This window comes from Bacteroidales bacterium MB20-C3-3, from assembly GCA_035609245.1.
Taxonomy (GTDB): Bacteria; Bacteroidota; Bacteroidia; order Bacteroidales; family UBA932; genus Bact-08.
Genome location: CP141202.1, coordinates 1,395,283 through 1,414,747, shown reverse-complemented (window position 1 = coordinate 1,414,747; position 19,465 = coordinate 1,395,283). Strand labels below are relative to the sequence as shown.

Sequence of the window (19,465 nt, the reverse complement as noted above, 5' to 3'; positions counted from 1 at the left end):
AATTGAAGGAAAGCAGGAAGGGGTTTGAGAGGGAGATTCGTTTATATACCAGAAAGTTAGGCACTTAAAAAATGATTTTTCAATAAGCAATTTGCAATTACTTATTTTTTAAGCACATATACGAATATCCCTGTCAACCCGTGCCGGGCGTGAGGCTTGGCGGATACCCGCCCGCCCGGCCTGAGTTGGCCATTCGGCAGATGATTTTTGCGAAACCCGTGAGGTCCTAAGTCACAGATTATCAATGTATAGACAATCCACCTGTCAGGTCACCTGACAGGTGGATTGCTTATGTTTAGGTAATCAGCGTGTTACAGCGACAAGGGTAGAGAGTGTGCCGTCCTGAAATAGGTTGACTCAAAAACTCAATTTTTATGAAAAAATTTACAGTCGAGGATGAGCAATCAATTTTTCAGAGAAAGCTCGAACAATTTCAACGCAGGATAGTCTCTGCAGTAGAGCACAAACGGATGACAATGCGAGATGTGATCCAGAAGTACAACATCAAAGATGAAGAGACGATATTACAATGGATGAGAAAATATGGTATTTTTAATCCTGATTACACAATCATTCATACCATGAAAAATGCCGGTGATCCCAGTAATGTCAAGCGTTTGAAAGATCAGCTCAAGGCTAAGGAAGATGAGAACGAGCGGATGCGAAAGGAGATATTTCTTCTCAAGCAAAAGGGTATTATGTTCGACGCTATCGTGCAGGTAGTCAAAGAAGATTACAACATTGACCTGTTAAAAAAAGTTATGCCCGGGCAGTCGACACCTACATCTCCAAAGGGGGACAAGGAGGAATAGTTTTTGGGTGCAGATTACTCGGGAAAACAAAACAAGCCTATTATAAACACAAGAAAAGTCTGAAGACAAAGAAGGTTCAGGCCTTCGTAGCGATATCGCTGGTTAAAAGCCAGCGGGAGTCATTACCACGAATAGGAACAAAGAAGCTACACCACATGCTTTCTCAACCATTAAAAGAAATCAAAATTGGAAGAGATAAGCTGAACGAGATTATTAAGGCCAACGGGATGTTGGTTCCTCCTCTAAGGCAATACAAAATAACAACAAACTCAAGACATCACTTTCCAAAATACAAGGATCTTGTTACCGGAACCAGAATTTTTCAACCAGAACAGGTGTGGGTTGGAGATATAACATACATCAATGCAAAGGATAAATACTACTACCTGTCAATGATTACTGACGCTTATTCGAAGAAGATTATGGGCTATTGCATTGATGAAAATATGAATGTAGAGTTAGTTATCAAGGCACTGGCAATGGCTTTTAATAACAGACAATATCAGACCAAGCTCACCCATCATACAGACCGGGGGTCTCAATATTGCTGCAAAGCATACCAGGAAAAATTAAGAAGAATGAGTGTCATTACAAGTATGACTGAAAACAGCGACCCTTATACCAATGCAATCGCAGAGAGAGTTAACGGGATAATCAAACATGAGTTCCTCATTGATGGCCAGCATCACTCTTTGCTTGAGTTAAAACTACTACTTGCTCAAGCAGTCCATTCTTATAACCACCTCAGACCTCACTTATCATGTCACATGTTAACACCAGACAACATGCACAATCAGAGACAATTAAGAAGGATAGAGTATCGAAACAAATTCCTAAACAAAAAAATCAAAGTCTGAATGAACTCGTTTACTTATATTTGTTAAAATCAGTCAACCTATTTCAGGACGGCACAGAGTTTATTGCGAGTTTTTGATATGGGAAACTGTAGTTATACCTGTATATAATTATTGATAACATATAATGGTATGTGCTGATACAGATAAGCACATTGTTTATATATTTATATATGTTTATATATAGTTTGAAAATAAAAAAAAGGCTGACCAATAATGGTCAGCCTCTGAATTAACATATAAAAAAACGAAAGTTATTTCACTATTGTCATCTCATTAAGAAGATGTGCAGCTCCGCCAAACTTATCCATTATAAAGAGGGTGTAGCGAATATCTACGCTGATTGTACGCTGGAGGTTTGGTTCAAAAATAATATCACCGCTCATTGCTTCCCAGTTGCCGTCAAATGCAGTACCAATAAGCTCTCCTTTACCATTAAGAACAGGGCTGCCTGAGTTACCTCCGGTAATGTCGTTTGTGCTTAAGAAAGCCACAGGCATACGGCCATCCTCCATTGCATACTGACCATAATCGGCTTTTTTGTATAGCTCTTTCAGCTTCTCCGGAACCACAAATTCCCAGTTGTTTGGATCCTCTTTTTCCATTACCCCCTTAAGTGTTGTAATGTGCTCATAAATAACAGCATCCTTTGGAGAGTAATTAAGTACCTGACCATAAGTCATTCTCATAGTTGAGTTTGCATCCGGGTACATTGCCTGACCCTGCTTCATCTCAAGCTGGCCTGCTATGTATGCCTTCTGACCTTTTGCGAGTACAGGATTCTCTTTTGAAAGAATCTGCATAGCTTTCATCTGAACAGGCGCGATTGTCTTAACAATAGCAATAGCAGGATCGTTTGCAATAACTTCAGGTGTCTCAAGAGCTTTCTTAAATTTCTCTTCACAAGGGAATACCGAGTTGTCATAAAGATTATCAACAAAAGCATCAATATTGCCACCGAATTTCTCGTCAATTACATTGTAAAAAGCAGGTCTCTCCTCTCCTTTTATTTTGTCCCTGAATACTTTTATAAGAGCCTTGGCAACCTTTCTGTCTGTTGGAGCGGAGTAGTCCTTGTAGAAAGCCGATAGTCTTCTTTTCCCAAACTCCAGAGCTTTTCCTGCCTCTTCTGTATTGCCTTTAGCTAGATTTTCAGCATAGTCAGTGAAACTTGCAGCAACAGAGAGCATCTCGATTGAACCAAGCGCCTCTCTCAGATAAGCAGATAAATAAAGAGCTTCTGCCCTGTTTGAAACAGCTCCCCTGATCTCTTCAAGAGCAGTTCCGTATTTTGCTTTTCTTGCCGGATTAGCGTTAACCCACTCCTGGAATTTAACCTCTTCATCTGCACGACGCTCTTGAACTTTTAGCTTCTTAAAGGTCTCGTTCATACCAATGGCTTTCTTCCAGTAGTTTGATGAGCCAGCATATTTGCTTGAGTACTGAAGGCGAATTTTTGGATCTGCCTCCATATCTGCCATAAGAACCTCCTGACGGATACCTCTTACATAAATTACGATAGCATTTGTAATATCACTTGTCTCCTTAACCTCGGAAGATGTCATAAAACGGTTTGTCCTTCCGGGATATCCAATAATCATTGCAGGGTCTCCCTGTTTTACCCCTTTAAGAGAGATAGTAAGGTGCTTTTTAGGAATATATGGTCTGTTATCTGGAGAATATGGAGCAGGATTGTTATCCTTGTCTGCATAAACACGGAACATTGAGAAGTCACCTGTATGACGGGGCCACATCCAGTTATCTGTATCGGCACCATATTTACCTATTGATGACGGGGGTGCTCCCACAAAGCGTATGTCTGTGTAGGTTTTTGTAACAACAAGGTAGTATGCATTTCCACCGTAGAAAGAGGATACTCTTCCGCGAAGATATTTGTTATCACCAACAGCTCTTTTGATAATATCATCAGAAACAGCCTGTAGTGCTTTTGCAAACTCAGGAGTGTTCTCCACAGCTGCAGTTGCCTTAACAACTTCATTTGTAACATCTGTAAAAGACTCAAGGAAAGTTACAGTAAGACCGGGAGAAGGAAGCTCCTGCTCACGGTTCATAGCCCAGAATCCGTTTTGAAGATAGTCATTCTCTACAGTACTCAATCTCTGGATAACTCCGTATCCGCAGTGGTGATTTGTAAGAAGCAGACCCTCTCCTGATATAATCTCACCGGTACATCCACCGCCAAAGTGCACGATTGCATCTTTGAGGCTTGATTTGTTGATGTCATAAATATCCTTTGCAGATATTTTGAAACCAAGTTCAGCAAGTTTTTTATTATTGAGTTTTTCAATAAGGGGAAGTATCCACATCCCTTCATCTGCTCTAAGTGGTGCTATCGAAAACAAGATGGCACCAATGAGGATTAGTGTAATTTTTTTCATTAATTTATTATCTGGTTGTTTAATTTAACTCTTTATACAAAGATAATTTTTTATTTGTATTTTTATAGTTCAATAATGCATAATTAAACTATGCGACATCCCATTAACATTGTCATCGCCACGGATAAGTTCAAGGGGAGTCTCACTGCACAGGAGGCCTCAGTATCTATTTCAAATGGTTTAAAGAGAGGTGTCTCTTCAGTTTTGTCACTTGATGAGATTAAGATACTTCAGATTCCTCTGGCAGATGGAGGGGAGGGTTTTCTCTCAGTTGCCGGAAGAAATGGTTTTTATAAAAGAAGAGAGGTGGAGATTGTTGATCCTTTGGGCAGAACGATTAAAAGCCATTATCTGTTGTCAGAAAAAGATCCTGTTGCAGTTATTGAAATGGCTCTGGCTTCCGGACTTGGACTTCTTGAGAAAGAGGAGTACAATCCGGTGGAGGCAACCTCTTTTGGTTTTGGACAACTAATCTTAAATGCAATAAAGGATGGTGTATCTGAAATAATAGCAGGTATTGGAGGAAGTGCAACAAATGATGGTGGAACAGGAATGTTGCAGGCTCTTGGATATACATTCAGAGATAAATCGGGGGAGGTAATTTGCGGGGAAGAGGATCAGTTTATGTCCGGTTCTCTCCTTAGTAAGATATTTTCAATAGATGATTCAGGGGCGGAGAGGGCGCTTAAAAGGGTCAGAATAACAGTTGCCTGCGATGTTGATAACCCGCTGCTAGGTGCAGATGGTGCTACTTATGTTTATGCTAAACAAAAGGGTGCGGATGAATCTGATCTTATAAAGATGGAGGCGGGGATGCGGAACTTTGCAGAGGTTTCTGAAAGACACCTTGGGTTTAACAGTTGCTTTCTGTGTGATTCCTCATCCTATGTTGGCTATGATTTCTCTGACTTTCCCGGTTCCGGAGCGGCCGGAGGAGTTGGATATGCATTGCGAAGTTTTCTTAAGGCAGATCTTATTCCGGGCTGGAGGGTCGCCGCCACACTTGCAAATGTAGAGGAGGCTATTGCAAAAGCAGATTTGATTATATCCGGAGAGGGGAGATTAGATAAGCAGACTCTTTCCGGTAAACTTGTGGAGGGAATCTCAATATTAGCCAACCGGTACAGGAAGCCTTGCTGGGTTTATTGTGGTGAAAACAACCTCTCAGAGGAGGAACTAATAGGTGCTCACATTAGTAAAGTATTTGAAATTTCCCCAAATGCAAAAAATTTAAACGACTCTATATCAAGGGCAAAGCAATTGCTTGAAAAAATTTCTGCTGAGTCTGCAACTTTTCTTTCAGAATTGCAGTCAAATAGGCAAACAAACTAAAAACCCTAAAAACTAAAACAAAATGGAAGGAGTATTAGCAATTTTAATGCCGTTTCTCACAGCAATTATTATCCTCGCAATCGTCTATACAACTAAGATAATGAGGGATAGATCAAGAAACAGACTCATCGAAAAAGCAATTGAACATGGTAAAGAGTTATCGCCTGAACTATTCAGGGGAATCGAGAAAGAGAAGCAGCCGAAGGACCCTCTTACAAGTTCTCTGGTTACAATTGGAGCAGGAATAGCAATTTTTATAGCCCTCTTCCTTTTCTTTGACAACCAGCTCAAATTTGCAGCCTTTGGTCTTATTCCGCTCTTTGTTGGACTCGGTCAGCTGACAGCGTATCTTATAAACAAGAAAAACGGCAAGTAACAAATTCAAGTGAACAGATCTGAATTTGAAAAAGAGGTAATTATTAATCAGGAGCCGCTCAGGCGGTTCCTTTGCAACCTTTGCGGCGGTGATGCTGCTTTGGGGGACGACATAGTCCAGGAGGCTTTCATTAAAGCCTATATTAACCTCTCATCATTCAGCGGTAAGTCAAAGTTCTCTACATGGCTGTTCAGAATTGCTTACAATTGTTTTTGTGACAATAAAAGAGCCTCTTCCAGATTCGCCTCAGTGGAGCTGGATGATAGACTGAGCATAGAGACAGACAGAGCAGATTCCAGATACAAAAACCAGGAGCTCTATATGGCTATGTCAAAACTGAATGAGAAGGAGCGAACAGTAGTGCTTCTTTTTTATATGGAGGATCAGAGTCTCAAGGAGATTTCCGGCATAACAGGGATGCCGGAGAATACAGTTAAGTCTCACCTGTCAAGGGCAAGGGGCAATTTGTCAAACCATTTAAACACGATTGGTTATGAAAGATGATGAAAAAATAAAGTTGTTCTTTGATGAACACAAACAGAGTATTGATGATAAAGGCTTTTCAGGCAGATTGTTTGCAACCATTGATGTATTACCCGAACCAAAGCCCAGATATGACAAAACAAGAGTAATCATAGCTATGTTTGGAGTAGCCGGAGCTCTTTTGTTCGCTTTACTGGGCGGGTATTCCGCTTTAATTGACGGATTATCACAAATGGGTTCAATAGCTACAGATTATAAATCTGCAACACCGGAGATAGTTATCTCAATATTCTTTACAACATGTGCCCTCTTCTCTCTGGGGAGATTCGCAATTCGTGAAGCTGAATAGATCCGGCTCAGGAAGGAGTCTGTACGAGACTCTGTGATATTTACTAACCCCGTTTTTTCTAATGGCCTCCCTGTGTCCGGAAGTAGGGTAGGCCATATTTTTTGCCCATCCGTAACAGGGAAATTCGATATCTATTTTCTTCATAAACTCATCTCTGTGGGTTTTTGCAAGAACAGAGGCTGCTGCAATTGATGAATATCTGCCATCGCCTTTGACAAAGCAGTTGTAAGGAATATCTTTATATGGTAAAAACCTGTTTCCATCCACAATAATTGACTGGGGCCTGACCCTGAGATTCTCGAGTGCTCTGTGCATAGAGAGGATAGATGCCTTAAGGATGTTAACCTTGTCTATCTCTTCAGGGGTGGCCCAGGCAACAGCCCAATCTATTGCTTCGGCCTCAATAATGGCTCTTAGCTTGTCCCGCTGGGACTCTTTGAGCTGTTTGGAATCATTAAGAAGGGGGTGGAAAAAATCCGGTGGCAATATAACTGCCGAGGCGTATACAGGCCCGGCAAGAGCTCCTCTGCCCGCCTCATCACAGCCCGCCTCTGAAACGCCCATTATGTGGTATGGTAGTAACAAATCAAAAACTTTCCCCAAAGATAGCTATTTAGAATCTTTCCTGTATCGGGCAAGGGATTCATTGAGCATTCCTATCAATTTTTTCTGACTCTCAAGTGCTGCTCTGTTTTGATCCAGCAGAGTTTCATATTCTCCCCTCATAAGATTGAAATTTGACTCCAGCTCCTCAATTAATGAACGGCATTGCACAAGTTCTGCCTCAAGACCGGATATCTGCTCCTTGTTGTTCCATCCGGATTCCGGATAGATCAGCTCTTCAGGAGCGATCTTTAAAAGTGAACATATCTCTGAAAGTTGTGGATGAATAATTGAGGTTGTACCCACCTCAATTTTGCGATATCCATTAAGTGACATTTTAAGCTTTTCTGCCATAAACTCCTGCGACAAGCCTAGCTCTCGTCTTCGTTTTCCAATAGCCTGCTTAATGTTTTCGATATTCATAGAAACAAATATAAATTTTGTTGCAGGAGAACAATACGCACGGATAGTGTGTGTAAACAGTATTAAAAGTGCAATTATCTGAAGGATAAAATCTAGAATTGAAAACATATCTGATGGATTTGGAAAAAAACACACAATAGGTGTTGTATGAGCGTTTATTAAAAATACTTTTGGTGTGTAATCAAAACATAGAATGTATGAAAAAATTATGTAAGCTCCTTCTTATGAAAGGAGATTTATTTTCTGAGGTTTTTATTGACCTGTTTGAAGAGAAAAAAATATTTCTTGACCCCTCTCTTACATCTTTTGATGTAGTAAAACTATTCCGCAGGGGTGGAGTGTGTTTACCGGCAAGGAGTATTGAGAGGATTAGCAAAAAAGTGACAGGTATTGGCCTGGATGAGTTGTTAATTCTTTACAGGAAGGGGCCTCTATCTTAAAAAAAATAGTTAAATTTGAGTCTTTGCACATTAAAAAATTATAAACAACATATAACCAAGTAATTACTATGAAAGTTTACCCTACTCAGAACATTCGCAACATCGTCCTGCTTGGAGGCACGAAATCAGGGAAGACAACCCTGGCAGAGACAATGATGTTTGAAGGCAAAGTTATTGACCGCAGAGGATCAGTTGAAGCTAAAACCACTGTGAGTGACAATACGGAAATTGAGCAAATCTACCAGCGTTCAATCTATCCCACTCTATTGTATACAGAGTTTATGGATCATAAACTCAATATTATTGACACACCCGGCTCTGACGACTTTATTGGAGGAGTCATCTCTGCATTTAAGGTTGCAGACGCAGGTGTTATGGTGGTTAATGCCCAGCAGGGTGTAGAGGTGGGTACTGAGATATTCGCCAGACAGGCCGAGAAGTGCAAAAAGCCTCTGATTTTAGCTATAAATCAGCTGGACCACGAAAAAGCAAACTGGGAGATGGCTCTGGAGTCTGTCAAACAGACTTTTGGCAAAAAGGTACTGGTTATTCAATATCCAATAGAGACAGGAGTTGGATTCAACAGCTTTATTGATGTTCTTAAGATGAAGATGTATCGCTTCAAAGATGAAAACGGAACCCGTGAAGAGCTGGAAATCCCTGCTGACCAGGCAGATCAGGCTGCTGAGCTGCATCAGGTTGTTGCTGAGATGGCTGCTGAGAATGATGAGGCTCTGATGGAGCTCTTTTTTGACAAAGGACAGCTTACAGAGGAGGAGATAAGAGCGGGTCTCAGAATTGGAATTGCAAAGGCTGAGATTATGCCTCTCTTCTGCCTTTCAGGCAGAAAGGATATTGGCGTAAAGAGGCTTATGGAGTTTGTAATTAATGCAGCACCTTCACCTGACAAAATGGTCCAGATGTTAAAAGATGGTACAACTGTCCCTTGTGATTCAGCGGGCCAGCCATCTGTATTTATTTACAAGACTTCGGTTGAGCAGCATTTGGGGGATGTCTCTTTCTTCAGGGTAATGTCCGGTAAAATCACTGAGGGTATGGACCTTGTGAATCCGGAAAACGGATCTAAAGAGCGTCTTTCAGTTATCTATGCCGTTGCCGGAAAGAAAAAAGAGAAAGTTACCGAGATGGTAGCCGGTGATATTGGTTGTACCGTAAAACTTAAGTCTGTTAAGACTAATCAGACTTTGAACGGTGGAAATAAGGAGTGGGCATTTGAGTCTATAGTATTCCCTCCTTCAAAATTCCGTACAGCTATTAAGGCTAAGGCAGAGAAGGATGAGGAGAAACTTGGAGAGATACTCAACCGTGCAAACGCAGAGGACCCTACTATTAAGATTGAGTATTCAAAAGAGCTTAAGCAGACTATCCTCAGCGGGCAGGGAGAGCACCATATTAACATCCTTAAGTGGCACCTTACCAATACTCATAAACTTGAGATAGATCTATTCCCTCCAAAGATTCCTTACAGAGAGACCATTACCAAGGTTGCCATCGCTGATTACAGACACAGAAAGCAATCAGGCGGAGCGGGACAATTTGGTGAGGTTCACCTCCTTATAGAGCCTGTTGTTGAGGGAGTTGCTCCTAATAATAAGTTCAAAATTGAGGGCAAGGAGCTTGTCCTGAATATCAAGGGCAAAGAGGAGTACAAAATGGATTGGGGTGGAAAACTAGAGTACTTCAACTGTATTGTAGGTGGCTCAATTGATGCGAGGTTCATGCCTGCTATCCTCAAAGGTATTCTTGAAAAGATGGAGGAGGGACCTCTTACAGGTTCTTATGCTCGTGATATCAGGGTATTTGTTTACGATGGCAAGATGCACCCAGTTGACTCAAATGAGATTTCATTCAAACTTGCCGGTAGAAACGCCTTTAAAGAGGCTTTTAAAAAGGCTGGTCCAAAGATTATGGAGCCTGTTTATAATGTAGAGGTTCTTGTTCCAAGTGACTATATGGGTGATGTAATGAGTGACCTTCAGAATCGCAGGGCCATGATTGAGGGTATGAGCAGTGATAAAGGCTTTGAAATTCTTAAGGCAAGAGTTCCTCTTGCAGAGTTGAATAAGTACTCTACTACTCTGAGTTCACTTACATCCGGAAGAGCTACATTTACTATGACTTTTGCAGAGTATCAGCAGGTTCCTGCCGAGGTTCAGGATAAGTTGCTTAAAGAGTACGAAGCAAACGACAAGGACGAATAATACTGGATGATTAAGGCAACCGATATTAAAAAATCATACGGAAGCCTTCTTGTCCTCAAGGGAATTGATTTCGAGGCAAAGGAGGCGGAGGTGGTAAGTATTGTTGGAGCAAGCGGGGCTGGAAAGTCCAGCTTGCTCCAAATTCTTGGTACCCTCTCAAAGCCAGATAGCGGGAGGGTTATGATTGACGGGACAGATTTGTTCTCTCTGGGAACAAATGCTTTGGCTGATTTCAGAAACAGAAAAATAGGTTTTGTTTTTCAGTTTCATCACCTTCTACCTGAGTTTTCTGCTGTTGAGAATGTAATTATACCGGCAATGATTGCAAAGGAGAGTGCGTCAAAAGCTCGTACTAGAGCAGCTGAGATGCTAACCTCTCTTGGTTTGGGAGAGAGGCTTAATCATAAACCATCAGAACTTAGCGGCGGAGAGCAACAGAGGGTTGCCATAGCGAGAGCTCTTATGAATAATCCCTCTGTAATCCTTGCTGATGAGCCATCAGGCAATCTTGATACAGTAACAAAAAAAGAGATTCATAAACTCTTCTTTGATCTTAGAGATAAATTCGGGCAGACAATAATAATTGTTACTCACGACAGAGATCTAGCCTCAATGAGTGACAGAATTCTTGAAATGAAAGATGGGGAGTTTCTTGTTTAAGCAGTTTTCTGTAAGGCAGGAGATTAGCGCGATGAAGGTAAACACAGATGGTGTTCTGCTTGGTGCCTGGTGCTCTCTTCCCCAATCGGTGCCTCTTGAGAGGCCTGTAAGGGTTCTGGATGTAGGAACAGGTACCGGGGTAATTGCCCTGATGGTTGCTCAGCGGCTATCATCTCAGTTTAACAATTTCAACATTGTAGGAATTGATCCGGATGCTCCATCGTCAGAGGAGGCAGAGTATAATTTTAAAGCTTCAAAGTGGAGCAATTCTCTCTCGTCATTACCTCTCTCTTTAAAGGAATTTGCAAACACCGGCAGTGGCTGTTTTGATTTGATTGTCTCCAATCCGCCCTATTTTATAAACTCTCTAAAGGCACCCGCTAAAAGACGGAGTAATGCAAGGCATTCGGAGAGCCTCCCCTTTTATGAACTGGCAGATTGTTCTGCAAATCTGCTTACTCCCTGCGGAACTCTCTCGGTCATTCTGCCGGCAGAGGCGGGTGAATTTTTTGTCTCTGCTGCTGCTTTACACGGGCTCTATCTTTGTCATATATGCAAAGTAAGCACATTATCAGGAGAGCCTGAGAAGAGGGTGTTAATGGAGTTTTCTAAAACGAGGGATTTGGGATTAAAAAAATCGGGACTCTCTGTTCAAGAGAGCCCCGGTGGAGCATTTTCTGATGACTACAGAAGATTAACAGCTGATTTCTATCTCAAGTTCTGAGTAGCTCCGGGCCCGCCCTGTCCTCTTCTGAGCTGATGAATCATTTTAATACGAAACTTCTCTTCTGTTACATAAATTTTTGCTACCTTTTCTGCAGGAAGAATCCTCATAAACTGGGAGTGGAAATTTTTAAAAATATCACCCTCAGAGGAAAATTCTGAGACATACTTGTCCATAAGAGTTTTAAGTTCAGTTTCTGAAATTTTACTCTCTCCGCTGAGAGCTTTGTCAATATTTTTCAGATTACCCTGAATTCGTCTGTAAGACTTTTCTCTCTCTTTCCAGAAATTATTGTAGATGGGCCAAAACTCCTCTGCCTCTTTTGGGGAGAGCTCTAACTCTGTTGTGAAGAAGGCAATTTTCGCACTCTGAATCTGTTCGTATCTGTTTTGCTGATCTTCACCGGCAGACCATGGCGACAGCAGCGGCTGAGGCTGAGCAAGTGAAAGAACATATAATGCAGAAAACAGTACTGCTAAAGCAATTTTTTTCATTTTTATTTAATCTATAGATGCTAAGTATATTAAACCTGTATTAGTGCTCAGATAGTCCATGATCTCCTCGGGGTCTATCTCTTTCTCCTCTTCTGCGTAGAGAGAATCAGCCGTTGAATCGTAAAAGTCAACAAAGCTGGTCTTTATATAGAGTCCCTCTACAGGGTCGGTTTCTGTAACGATTAAGGTCTCATCTGCTTTCCCGGGACTGAATATATTAATGGTGGCGTAGGCAATAAGAAAGATAATTGCAAATGATGTTACAAGAGCCAGCTGTGGCCTTGCAACGCTCCAGAATGAAGAGCCTCTCTTTCCGGATGCAACTCTTTCTGAGATTGTATCCTGAAGGTTATTGAAGTACCCCTCAGGAACCGAGTAAGGATTTTCCCTAAGGTGCTTATTTTCCATATTGAATTTTTCTTTCATATCTCTTTGACTACTTAAAATGAAAAAGGATTAAAGGAGCTCTTCCATTGCCTGTTGAATTTTTTGAAATGCATGATGGTAAGATGCCTTCAAAGCCCCTACAGATGTGCCTGTGACTTCAGATATCTCTTCATATTTCATATCATCAAAATATCTCATGTTGAAAACAGCTCTCTGTTTATCCGGTAATTTGAGAATGGCTTTGTGAAGCACAAGTTGTGTCTTGTCTCCGTTAAAATATGGATCAGACTCCAGTTTATTCTCAAGTTGCCTTGAGTAATCAGTAAGTGATAAAAATGCCCGGGTCTTTTTCCGTTTCAGAAAAGTTAGGGATTCATTGGTCGCTATCCTGTACAACCATGTATAAAGACGAGACTCCTCCCGGAAATCCGGAAGGGCGTCCCATGCCTTTATGAATGAATTCTGAATAATGTCGTTGGCATCTTCGTGAGAAGCTACCATTTTGCGAACATGCCAGTAAAGTCTTTCACTATATGTTTTGACAATAAGGTTGAAGGCATAATTTTGTTTGCCCTCCTCTCTGTATAACTCCAGAAGCTCCCTATCTGTCATTTAGTTAAAACTCTATTTTCTTGATATTGCTCTTTTTGCAGCTGTTACTATGCTTGCTGCATCCAGTTTGTACTCTTTCATAAGTTCAGACGGCTCTCCGCTTTGCCCAAAGAGGTCGTCAACAGCAACAAATTCAACCGGGGTTGGTTTTTCTGTTGCCAGTAGGCCGGCTATAAGTTCTCCCAGGCCTCCGGCAATCAGGTGCTCCTCTGCAGTTACTACTGCTCCTGTCTTTGATGCTGATTCTATGACTGCTTTTTTGTCCAAAGGTTTAATGGTATGAATATTTACTACCTCGGCAGAGATTCCATCCTCTTCAAGTCTTTTGGCGGCCTCCAGAGCCTCCCAGACAAGATGACCTGTTGCAAAAATTGTAACATCGTCTCCCTCTGTTAAACGAAGTGCCTTCCCAATTTCAAACTTCTGGTCAGCCGGGGTGAAGTTTGGTACAGATGGTCTGCCAAATCTTAAATATACAGGACCATGGTAGTCTGCTATCGCTATGGTTGCTGCTTTTGTCTGGTTATAATCACAGGGATTTATAACTGTGAGATTGGGGAGCATCCTCATTAGCCCCAAATCCTCCATTGTCTGATGTGTTGCTCCATCCTCCCCAAGGGTGATTCCTGCGTGAGATGCACAAATTTTAACATTTGTGTCTGAATAGGCAACGACTTGTCTCACCTGATCGTATACCCTTCCGGTAACAAATTCGGCAAAAGAGCCTGCAAATGGGATTTTCCCGGATACCGCAAGACCTGCGGCTGTTCCAATCATATTGGCTTCTGCAATTCCGCACTGAATGAATCTCTCCGGGAATTCGGCTGCAAATGCATCCATTTTAAGAGATCCTGTGAGGTCTGCACAAAGAGCAACTACATCTCTGTTTGTTTTTCCAACTTGATGGAGTCCGGCGCCAAAACCTGATCTTGTATCTTTGTTCCCTGTATTTTCAAATTTCTCCTTCATTATTAAAAATCTCCTATAGTCTCCTTAAGTTGTGAAAGTGCTTTCTCTGTCTGATCGGCATTTGGTGCCTTTCCGTGCCACTGATGGGTCCCTTGCATAAAATCTACCCCTTTACCCATATCGGTCTTCATCAGGAGCATTTTTGGCCTCTCATCTGAGACGCTCTCTCTGGCGCTCTTCAGAACTGCCTTAATTGCTTCCAGATCGTGTCCGTCTGCTACAACAACATCCCATCCGAATGCGTCCCATTTTGCTTTTAAATCGCCAAGGCTTATAACCTTGTCGTTTGGTCCGTCAATCTGCTGACCATTCCAGTCTGTAATTGCTATCAGGTTTCCGAGTTTTTGGTGAGATGCAAACATTGCTGCCTCCCAGATTTGCCCCTCTTGCTGTTCTCCGTCACCAAGAAGTGCAAATACAACACACTTTTCTCCTTCAAGTTTTTTTGCAATTGCTGCACCGCAGGCCACTGAAAGGCCCTGTCCCAGTGAGCCGGATGCAACATGAACCCCCGGTAAACCTCTCTCTACTGATGGGTGTCCCTGAAGTCTTGACCCCATCTTTCTGAATGTTGCCAGTTCACTAACTGAAAAGTACCCGCTTCTGGCGAGTACGCTGTAGAATACCGGTGAAAGGTGTCCTGCAGAGAGAAAGAACATATCTCTTCCCTTTCCGTCTCTTCTCCAGTTTGCAGGATCGTGATTCATCTCTGAGAAGAAGAGAGCCGTTAAAATGTCAGTACTGCTGAGCGAGCCGCCCGGGTGTCCCGAGGCTGCCAGATTTACCATCCGCACAATGTCCCTCCTTACCTGAGAGGCAACTTCGCCCAATGGATAATTTTGTGTCATTATAATATATTTTGTTGCTGATTTACTCTTTTTTTAAGGAGCTAGCTGACAAAGATAATACCATTAATTTGCATTTGTTAAATATTTTTATCTTTGCAGCCATGAAGAACATTAGGAACTTTTGTATAATCGCACATATTGACCACGGGAAGAGTACGCTGGCAGACAGGCTATTGGAGTTTACAAATACTGTCATAGGGCGTGATATGGAGGCGCAGGTTTTAGACTCAATGGACCTGGAGAAGGAGAAGGGGATCACAATTAAGAGCCACGCAATTCAAATGGATTATATCCACGAGGGTGAGAAATACACTCTAAATCTGATTGATACTCCCGGCCACGTTGATTTTTCATACGAAGTGTCAAGAGCAATTGCATCCTGTGAAGGGGCACTGCTGGTTGTTGATGCAACTCAGGGAATTCAGGCACAAACTATATCCAATCTGTATCTTGCCCTCAATCACGATCTGGAAATCATTCCTGTTCTTAACAAGATTGATATGGATGCAGCAATGATAGATTCTGTTAAAGATCAGATTATTGACCTGCTAGGTTGTGATGATGAGGATATTATTCTTGCCAGCGGCAAAACAGGAACAGGGGTGCAGGAGATACTCAATGCGATTATTAACAAAGTTCCATCTCCCAAGGGAGATCCCGATGCTCCCCTTCAGGCACTTATATTTGACTCGGTTTTTAATTCCTTCAGGGGGATTATAGCATACTTTAAAGTTGTTAACGGATCAATAAAGAAAGGAGATAAAGTTAAGTTCTTCAATACAGGGAAGGAGTACGAGGCAGATGAAGTTGGTATCCTGAGGCTTAGAATGACACCTTCCGGCGAAGTTCAGACCGGTGATGTAGGTTATATTATATCCGGAATCAAGGCAGCCAGCGAGGTAAAAGTGGGTGACACCATTACACATATTGCAAAACCCTGCAGCACATCCATCGGAGGATTTGAGGAGGTAAAGCCGATGGTTTTTGCCGGTGTATATCCTGTTGAGGCCGATGAGTATGAGGATTTGAGAGCTTCGCTTGAGAAGCTCCAGTTAAATGACGCTTCACTTGTTTTTGAACCGGAATCTTCGCTTGCTCTTGGTTTTGGTTTCAGATGCGGATTCCTTGGCCTTCTCCACCTTGAAATAGTACAGGAGCGTCTCTACAGAGAGTTTGACATGGATGTAATTACAACCGTACCAAACGTCTCTTATAAAGTTTATACAACACAGGGAGAGATGATGGATGTTCACAATCCATCCGGACTTCCTGCCGTAACATTGGTAGATTATATTGAAGAGCCATACATAAGGGCTCAGATAATCTCAAAGTCAGAGTATTTTGGGGTTATAATGAAACTCTGCCTGGATAAGAGAGGAGTTCTTCTCAGCCAGCACTTCCTCACAAGTGAGAGGGTTGAACTAAATTTTGAGATGCCACTTGCTGAGATAGTATTTGATTTTTATGACAAACTGAAATCTGTTTCCAGAGGATACGCCTCGTTTGACTACCATGTTGTTGGATACAAAGAGGCAGATCTTGTTAAACTCGATATTCTTCTTAATGGCGAGCAGGTTGATGCCCTGTCCAGTCTTATTCACAGGGATCACGCTTACGACTTTGGCCGCAGAATGTGTGAAAAACTTAAAGAGCTAATACCTCGCCAGCAGTTTGACATAGCTATCCAGGCCGCCATTGGGGCCAAAATCATTGCAAGGGAGACTGTGAAAGCTGTCCGTAAAGATGTAACCGCAAAATGTTACGGTGGAGACATCAGCAGAAAGCGCAAACTCCTTGAAAAGCAAAAGAAAGGAAAGAAGAGGATGCGCCAGGTAGGCAATGTAGAGGTTCCTCAGAGCGCCTTTATGGCTGTCCTCAAACTAGATTAACTCCAAAGTCAACCGCAGCCCCTCCGGAACTTTTCCTCCTCATCCGCTTCGCTGCTTCCGGCGGAGGTTCCTTCGCTCAAAGACCTGCTCCTTATCCCTACCTGAATCACCCGCAGCCCCTCCGGAACTTTTCCTCCTCGCTCACTTCGTTCGCTGTGGCGGAGGTTCCTTCGCGTCTCGGGTGATTCAGGTAGGGGCATGGCAATCTTTTTAACATAGTTTACATTGCAGATCATCCGTAAAAAAGTGTTAATAAGTAGAAAAACAGCGTTATACAGAGGTGCAGGTATGACGGATAACCGGCTGTATAAACTGCGAAGCACCTTTTAAACTTGGTGGGAGGTTTGACAGGGGTATTTGTTTATCTAACAGGTAGTTAGGTGTTTAGAAATTGGTTTTTTAAAAAGTTTTTCCAAAAGCGATTTGCAATTGCTAGATTTATAAGCACATATACGAATATCCCTGTCAACACATTTCTCATTCTGTTGCCGAGCGGAGGCATTTATATGGTGCCGGGCGGGAAGTCCTGGCGGTTACCTGGCGGATACCCGCCCGCCCGTCTTTATGTTAGCCATTCGGCAGATGATTTTTGCGAAACCCGTGCGGTTCTAAGTCTCAGATTATCAATGTATAAACAATCCACCTGTCAGGTCACCTGACAGGTGGATTGCTTATGTTTAGTTAATCAGCGTGTTACAGCGGTGTGGGTATATAGTTTACTTCTGGTCTTAGACGTGGGAAACTTTAGTCACCCCCCAACTCTCATATTTGCTTATTTATCAGTTATCTGTATCAGCTAAGGAAAACATTGGCTCCCGATAACTGATATAAAAAAGGGGCTGATCATTAATGATCAGCCCCTGAGTCTATCAAACTCTAGATTATTTCAAACTAGAGATTACTGTTGTCTGAATTTTGCAAATTCAATGTCTTTCTCTGAGCGCTTTTTGAAGTTCTCGTTTTCATATACTTTGTTAAGTTGCTTGGCAACCTCTATCATTTCGCCTTTGCGTGCGTAAACAATAGCTCTCATATATGCTGCGTGAGGGCAGTCGTGAGTAAGAACAGGAAGAGCTTTATCAAGCTGGTTGGTTAGGATATATGCAAGACCTTCGTTAGAATCGCCTGTTCCGGCAAGTTTTGCAGCAGCCTCTCTGTATCTTCCGTTGAGGATATCAATGATAGCTGTGTTTTGTTTTGATTCTTTAAGATCTGATTTTGCAAACATATCTTCTGCCTGTTTGTAGTTCTTCTCTCTCAAAGCGATAACTCCAGCGTTGTTATAGTAGAACTTGCTGGTTTTGTTTGAAACTTTTGCAATAGCCATTTTTGCATCTGCAAGTTTGCCATTGTCAAGATGAACTGCTGTCAGGTTATTGTATGCACGGTCACATTTAAATTTGTCACCTGCTTTTGTATAGAGTTTTACCTTTGTAGCATAGTCATTTACAAGTGTTGCAGCATACAGAAGAGCCTCAACATCCATAATCTCAATATTACTGTTGGTAAGCTCAACAAGCTCCTCGTCACTATAGTTTGTATAGTCTACATTTGCAATAAACCTTGCTCTGCGGAGTTCCGGAAGAATTTTGCTTGCAAGTGTTTTAAACACAAATGACATATTCTTAATCTCCCTTTCGCGAACAGCAGGATCTCCATACATTGAAAGAACGCGGATAATCAGTTCCTTATCCTGGATGTCAGAAGCAGCAACCAATTCCTGGAATCCTTCCCAGTCTTCTGCAACAGTTGTTACATTAACAGGTGCATCTACAGGGTTTTTCTTGGTAATCTTGTCAAAAGCTGCCTTGGCAGTTTCGCTTCTTTTGTCTGAAAGTTTGCTGTTAAGCTTCTCTGGTCCGTCCGGAGATGCATAGGCAACTATGTTTGTCTCAACAATTTCTCTGCGCTCATCTGCTTTGATATCTGCAAGGAATTTCTCAAATTCTTTAATCTCTTGCTTAGTAAGCTCTTTAGGGCGTACTTTATGACTGTTGATTGTATAGAGAATCTGAGTCTCTTTTTTCTCAGAAATAATTTTCTTGTAATTATCTTGAGTGTAAGCTGCCAAACCATGTTGATGAACAAGCTTATAGGTGATGTTTGCGCCATCAGCAACTTTGTATGGAGCAGGAAAATCTATCTTTTTAAGATTGTTCCATACTGCAACACGAAGTTCCAGATGTGATTTTTCCATACCCGGTACATAAGCAAACTTAATAGTACTGCTGGCTTTTCCGCCATCTAAAGGAATAACATTAAAGTTGTCTGTTACCTTTTGTCCCTGAAGTTTTTGTGTTGGAGCTACAGCTTCACCACCTTCATAAACAAGTACAGGTACAATTTCAAGGATTGCCTTTGGGTGGAAGTATCCTTCAGGAAAAGTAAGGGTGTAGGAGGCTGTGATTTCGTCAGCGACTACTTCAAGTACTTTAGGATTGCCATCTACTCCCATGAGCACGGCGTCTTTTGCCATCTTTGACGGATTGGAGCAGGAAACGACTGCAAAACCAATCAGTGCAAACGATAAAAGCTTAAGGAATTTCATTTTCATTATTGCTTTGTTTTGGTGTTAATTTCAATAGCTAT

The 19,465-nt window shown here is 41.9% G+C and carries 20 protein-coding genes; 11 read left to right on the top strand and 9 right to left on the bottom strand.

The annotated features are described in order from the left end of the window. Positions 1–374: 374 nt before the first annotated feature. Together U5907_06365 and U5907_06360 are read left to right on the top strand one after the other, a co-directional pair. On the top strand, positions 375–812 hold the full coding sequence (locus tag U5907_06365) for a hypothetical protein (protein ID WRQ32205.1): 438 nt from the start codon (positions 375–377) through the stop codon (positions 810–812). Beyond that, positions 785–1,669, top strand: coding sequence for an IS3 family transposase (locus tag U5907_06360; GenBank protein WRQ34085.1), 885 nt, complete (start codon positions 785–787; stop codon positions 1,667–1,669). The genes U5907_06365 and U5907_06360 overlap by 28 nt, the downstream gene beginning before the upstream one ends. Positions 1,670–1,920: 251 nt before the next feature. On the opposite strand, the gene U5907_06355 is transcribed toward U5907_06360, so the two are convergent. Continuing rightward, positions 1,921–4,065: a S46 family peptidase gene (locus U5907_06355; protein ID WRQ32204.1), complete on the bottom strand. Its 2,145-nt coding sequence runs from the start codon at positions 4,063–4,065 to the stop codon at positions 1,921–1,923. A 90-nt stretch (positions 4,066–4,155) separates the two neighbouring features. Between U5907_06355 and U5907_06350 the strand changes: the two genes are divergently transcribed. From U5907_06350 to U5907_06335, 4 genes are read left to right on the top strand one after another with little or no spacing between them, the layout of a single operon-like run. Next, positions 4,156–5,397 carry a glycerate kinase gene (locus U5907_06350; protein WRQ32203.1) on the top strand — a complete coding sequence of 414 codons (1,242 nt, stop codon included), beginning with the start codon at positions 4,156–4,158 and terminating at the stop codon, positions 5,395–5,397. 22 nt (positions 5,398–5,419) lie between these two features. Further along, a complete protein-coding gene (locus tag U5907_06345; protein ID WRQ32202.1) occupies positions 5,420–5,773 on the top strand; it encodes a DUF6249 domain-containing protein in 354 nt (117 codons plus the stop codon). A gap of 9 nt (positions 5,774–5,782) precedes the next feature. Then, positions 5,783–6,277, top strand: a complete 495-nt coding sequence (locus U5907_06340) for an RNA polymerase sigma factor (protein WRQ32201.1) — start codon at positions 5,783–5,785, stop codon at positions 6,275–6,277. Then, the gene (locus U5907_06335; protein ID WRQ32200.1) at positions 6,267–6,605 is read left to right on the top strand and encodes a DUF5056 domain-containing protein; all 339 of its coding nucleotides are present in this window, start codon (positions 6,267–6,269) and stop codon (positions 6,603–6,605) included. Before U5907_06340 ends, U5907_06335 begins: the two co-directional genes overlap by 11 nt. Here U5907_06335 and U5907_06330 read toward each other — a convergent pair. Then, positions 6,540–7,190 (bottom strand): ribonuclease HII, encoded by a 651-nt coding sequence (locus U5907_06330; protein ID WRQ34084.1) that lies wholly within the window; start codon positions 7,188–7,190, stop codon positions 6,540–6,542. The two genes, U5907_06335 and U5907_06330, sit on opposite strands and share 66 nt — an antisense overlap. A gap of 24 nt (positions 7,191–7,214) precedes the next feature. Then, positions 7,215–7,739, bottom strand: a complete 525-nt coding sequence (locus U5907_06325; protein ID WRQ32199.1) for a helix-turn-helix transcriptional regulator — start codon at positions 7,737–7,739, stop codon at positions 7,215–7,217. 89 nt (positions 7,740–7,828) lie between these two features. Between U5907_06325 and U5907_06320 the strand changes: the two genes are divergently transcribed. The 4 genes from U5907_06320 to U5907_06305 all read left to right on the top strand — a co-directional run bounded on the left by U5907_06320 (position 7,829) and on the right by U5907_06305 (position 11,677). Next, positions 7,829–8,071, top strand: coding sequence for a hypothetical protein (locus U5907_06320; GenBank protein ID WRQ32198.1), 243 nt, complete (start codon positions 7,829–7,831; stop codon positions 8,069–8,071). A gap of 68 nt (positions 8,072–8,139) precedes the next feature. Next, entirely contained in the window at positions 8,140–10,293 is a 2,154-nt protein-coding gene (locus tag U5907_06315; GenBank protein WRQ32197.1) for an elongation factor G, read from the top strand. 6 nt (positions 10,294–10,299) lie between these two features. Beyond that, on the top strand, positions 10,300–10,953 hold the full coding sequence (locus tag U5907_06310; GenBank protein WRQ32196.1) for an ABC transporter ATP-binding protein: 654 nt from the start codon (positions 10,300–10,302) through the stop codon (positions 10,951–10,953). Further along, positions 10,934–11,677, top strand: a complete 744-nt coding sequence (locus U5907_06305; GenBank protein WRQ32195.1) for a methyltransferase — start codon at positions 10,934–10,936, stop codon at positions 11,675–11,677. The genes U5907_06310 and U5907_06305 overlap by 20 nt, the downstream gene beginning before the upstream one ends. Here U5907_06305 and U5907_06300 read toward each other — a convergent pair. The 5 genes from U5907_06300 to U5907_06280 are packed head-to-tail and all read right to left on the bottom strand — an operon-like array spanning position 11,662 to position 14,987. Beyond that, entirely contained in the window at positions 11,662–12,171 is a 510-nt protein-coding gene (locus U5907_06300; GenBank protein WRQ32194.1) for a hypothetical protein, read from the bottom strand. The two genes, U5907_06305 and U5907_06300, sit on opposite strands and share 16 nt — an antisense overlap. A gap of 6 nt (positions 12,172–12,177) precedes the next feature. Beyond that, positions 12,178–12,579, bottom strand: coding sequence for a hypothetical protein (locus U5907_06295; protein ID WRQ32193.1), 402 nt, complete (start codon positions 12,577–12,579; stop codon positions 12,178–12,180). A 48-nt stretch (positions 12,580–12,627) separates the two neighbouring features. Further along, entirely contained in the window at positions 12,628–13,170 is a 543-nt protein-coding gene (locus tag U5907_06290; protein ID WRQ32192.1) for an RNA polymerase sigma factor, read from the bottom strand. A 12-nt stretch (positions 13,171–13,182) separates the two neighbouring features. Then, positions 13,183–14,139, bottom strand: a complete 957-nt coding sequence (locus tag U5907_06285; GenBank protein ID WRQ32191.1) for a transketolase C-terminal domain-containing protein — start codon at positions 14,137–14,139, stop codon at positions 13,183–13,185. A gap of 2 nt (positions 14,140–14,141) precedes the next feature. Next, positions 14,142–14,987 (bottom strand): transketolase, encoded by an 846-nt coding sequence (locus U5907_06280; GenBank protein WRQ32190.1) that lies wholly within the window; start codon positions 14,985–14,987, stop codon positions 14,142–14,144. Between the two features lie 101 nt (positions 14,988–15,088). Between U5907_06280 and lepA the strand changes: the two genes are divergently transcribed. Next, entirely contained in the window at positions 15,089–16,876 is a 1,788-nt protein-coding gene (gene lepA / locus U5907_06275) for a translation elongation factor 4 (protein ID WRQ32189.1), read from the top strand. Positions 16,877–17,774: 898 nt separating this feature from the next. Here lepA and U5907_06270 read toward each other — a convergent pair. Then, positions 17,775–19,430: a hypothetical protein gene (locus tag U5907_06270; protein WRQ32188.1), complete on the bottom strand. Its 1,656-nt coding sequence runs from the start codon at positions 19,428–19,430 to the stop codon at positions 17,775–17,777. Between the last annotated feature and the right edge of the window lie 35 nt (positions 19,431–19,465).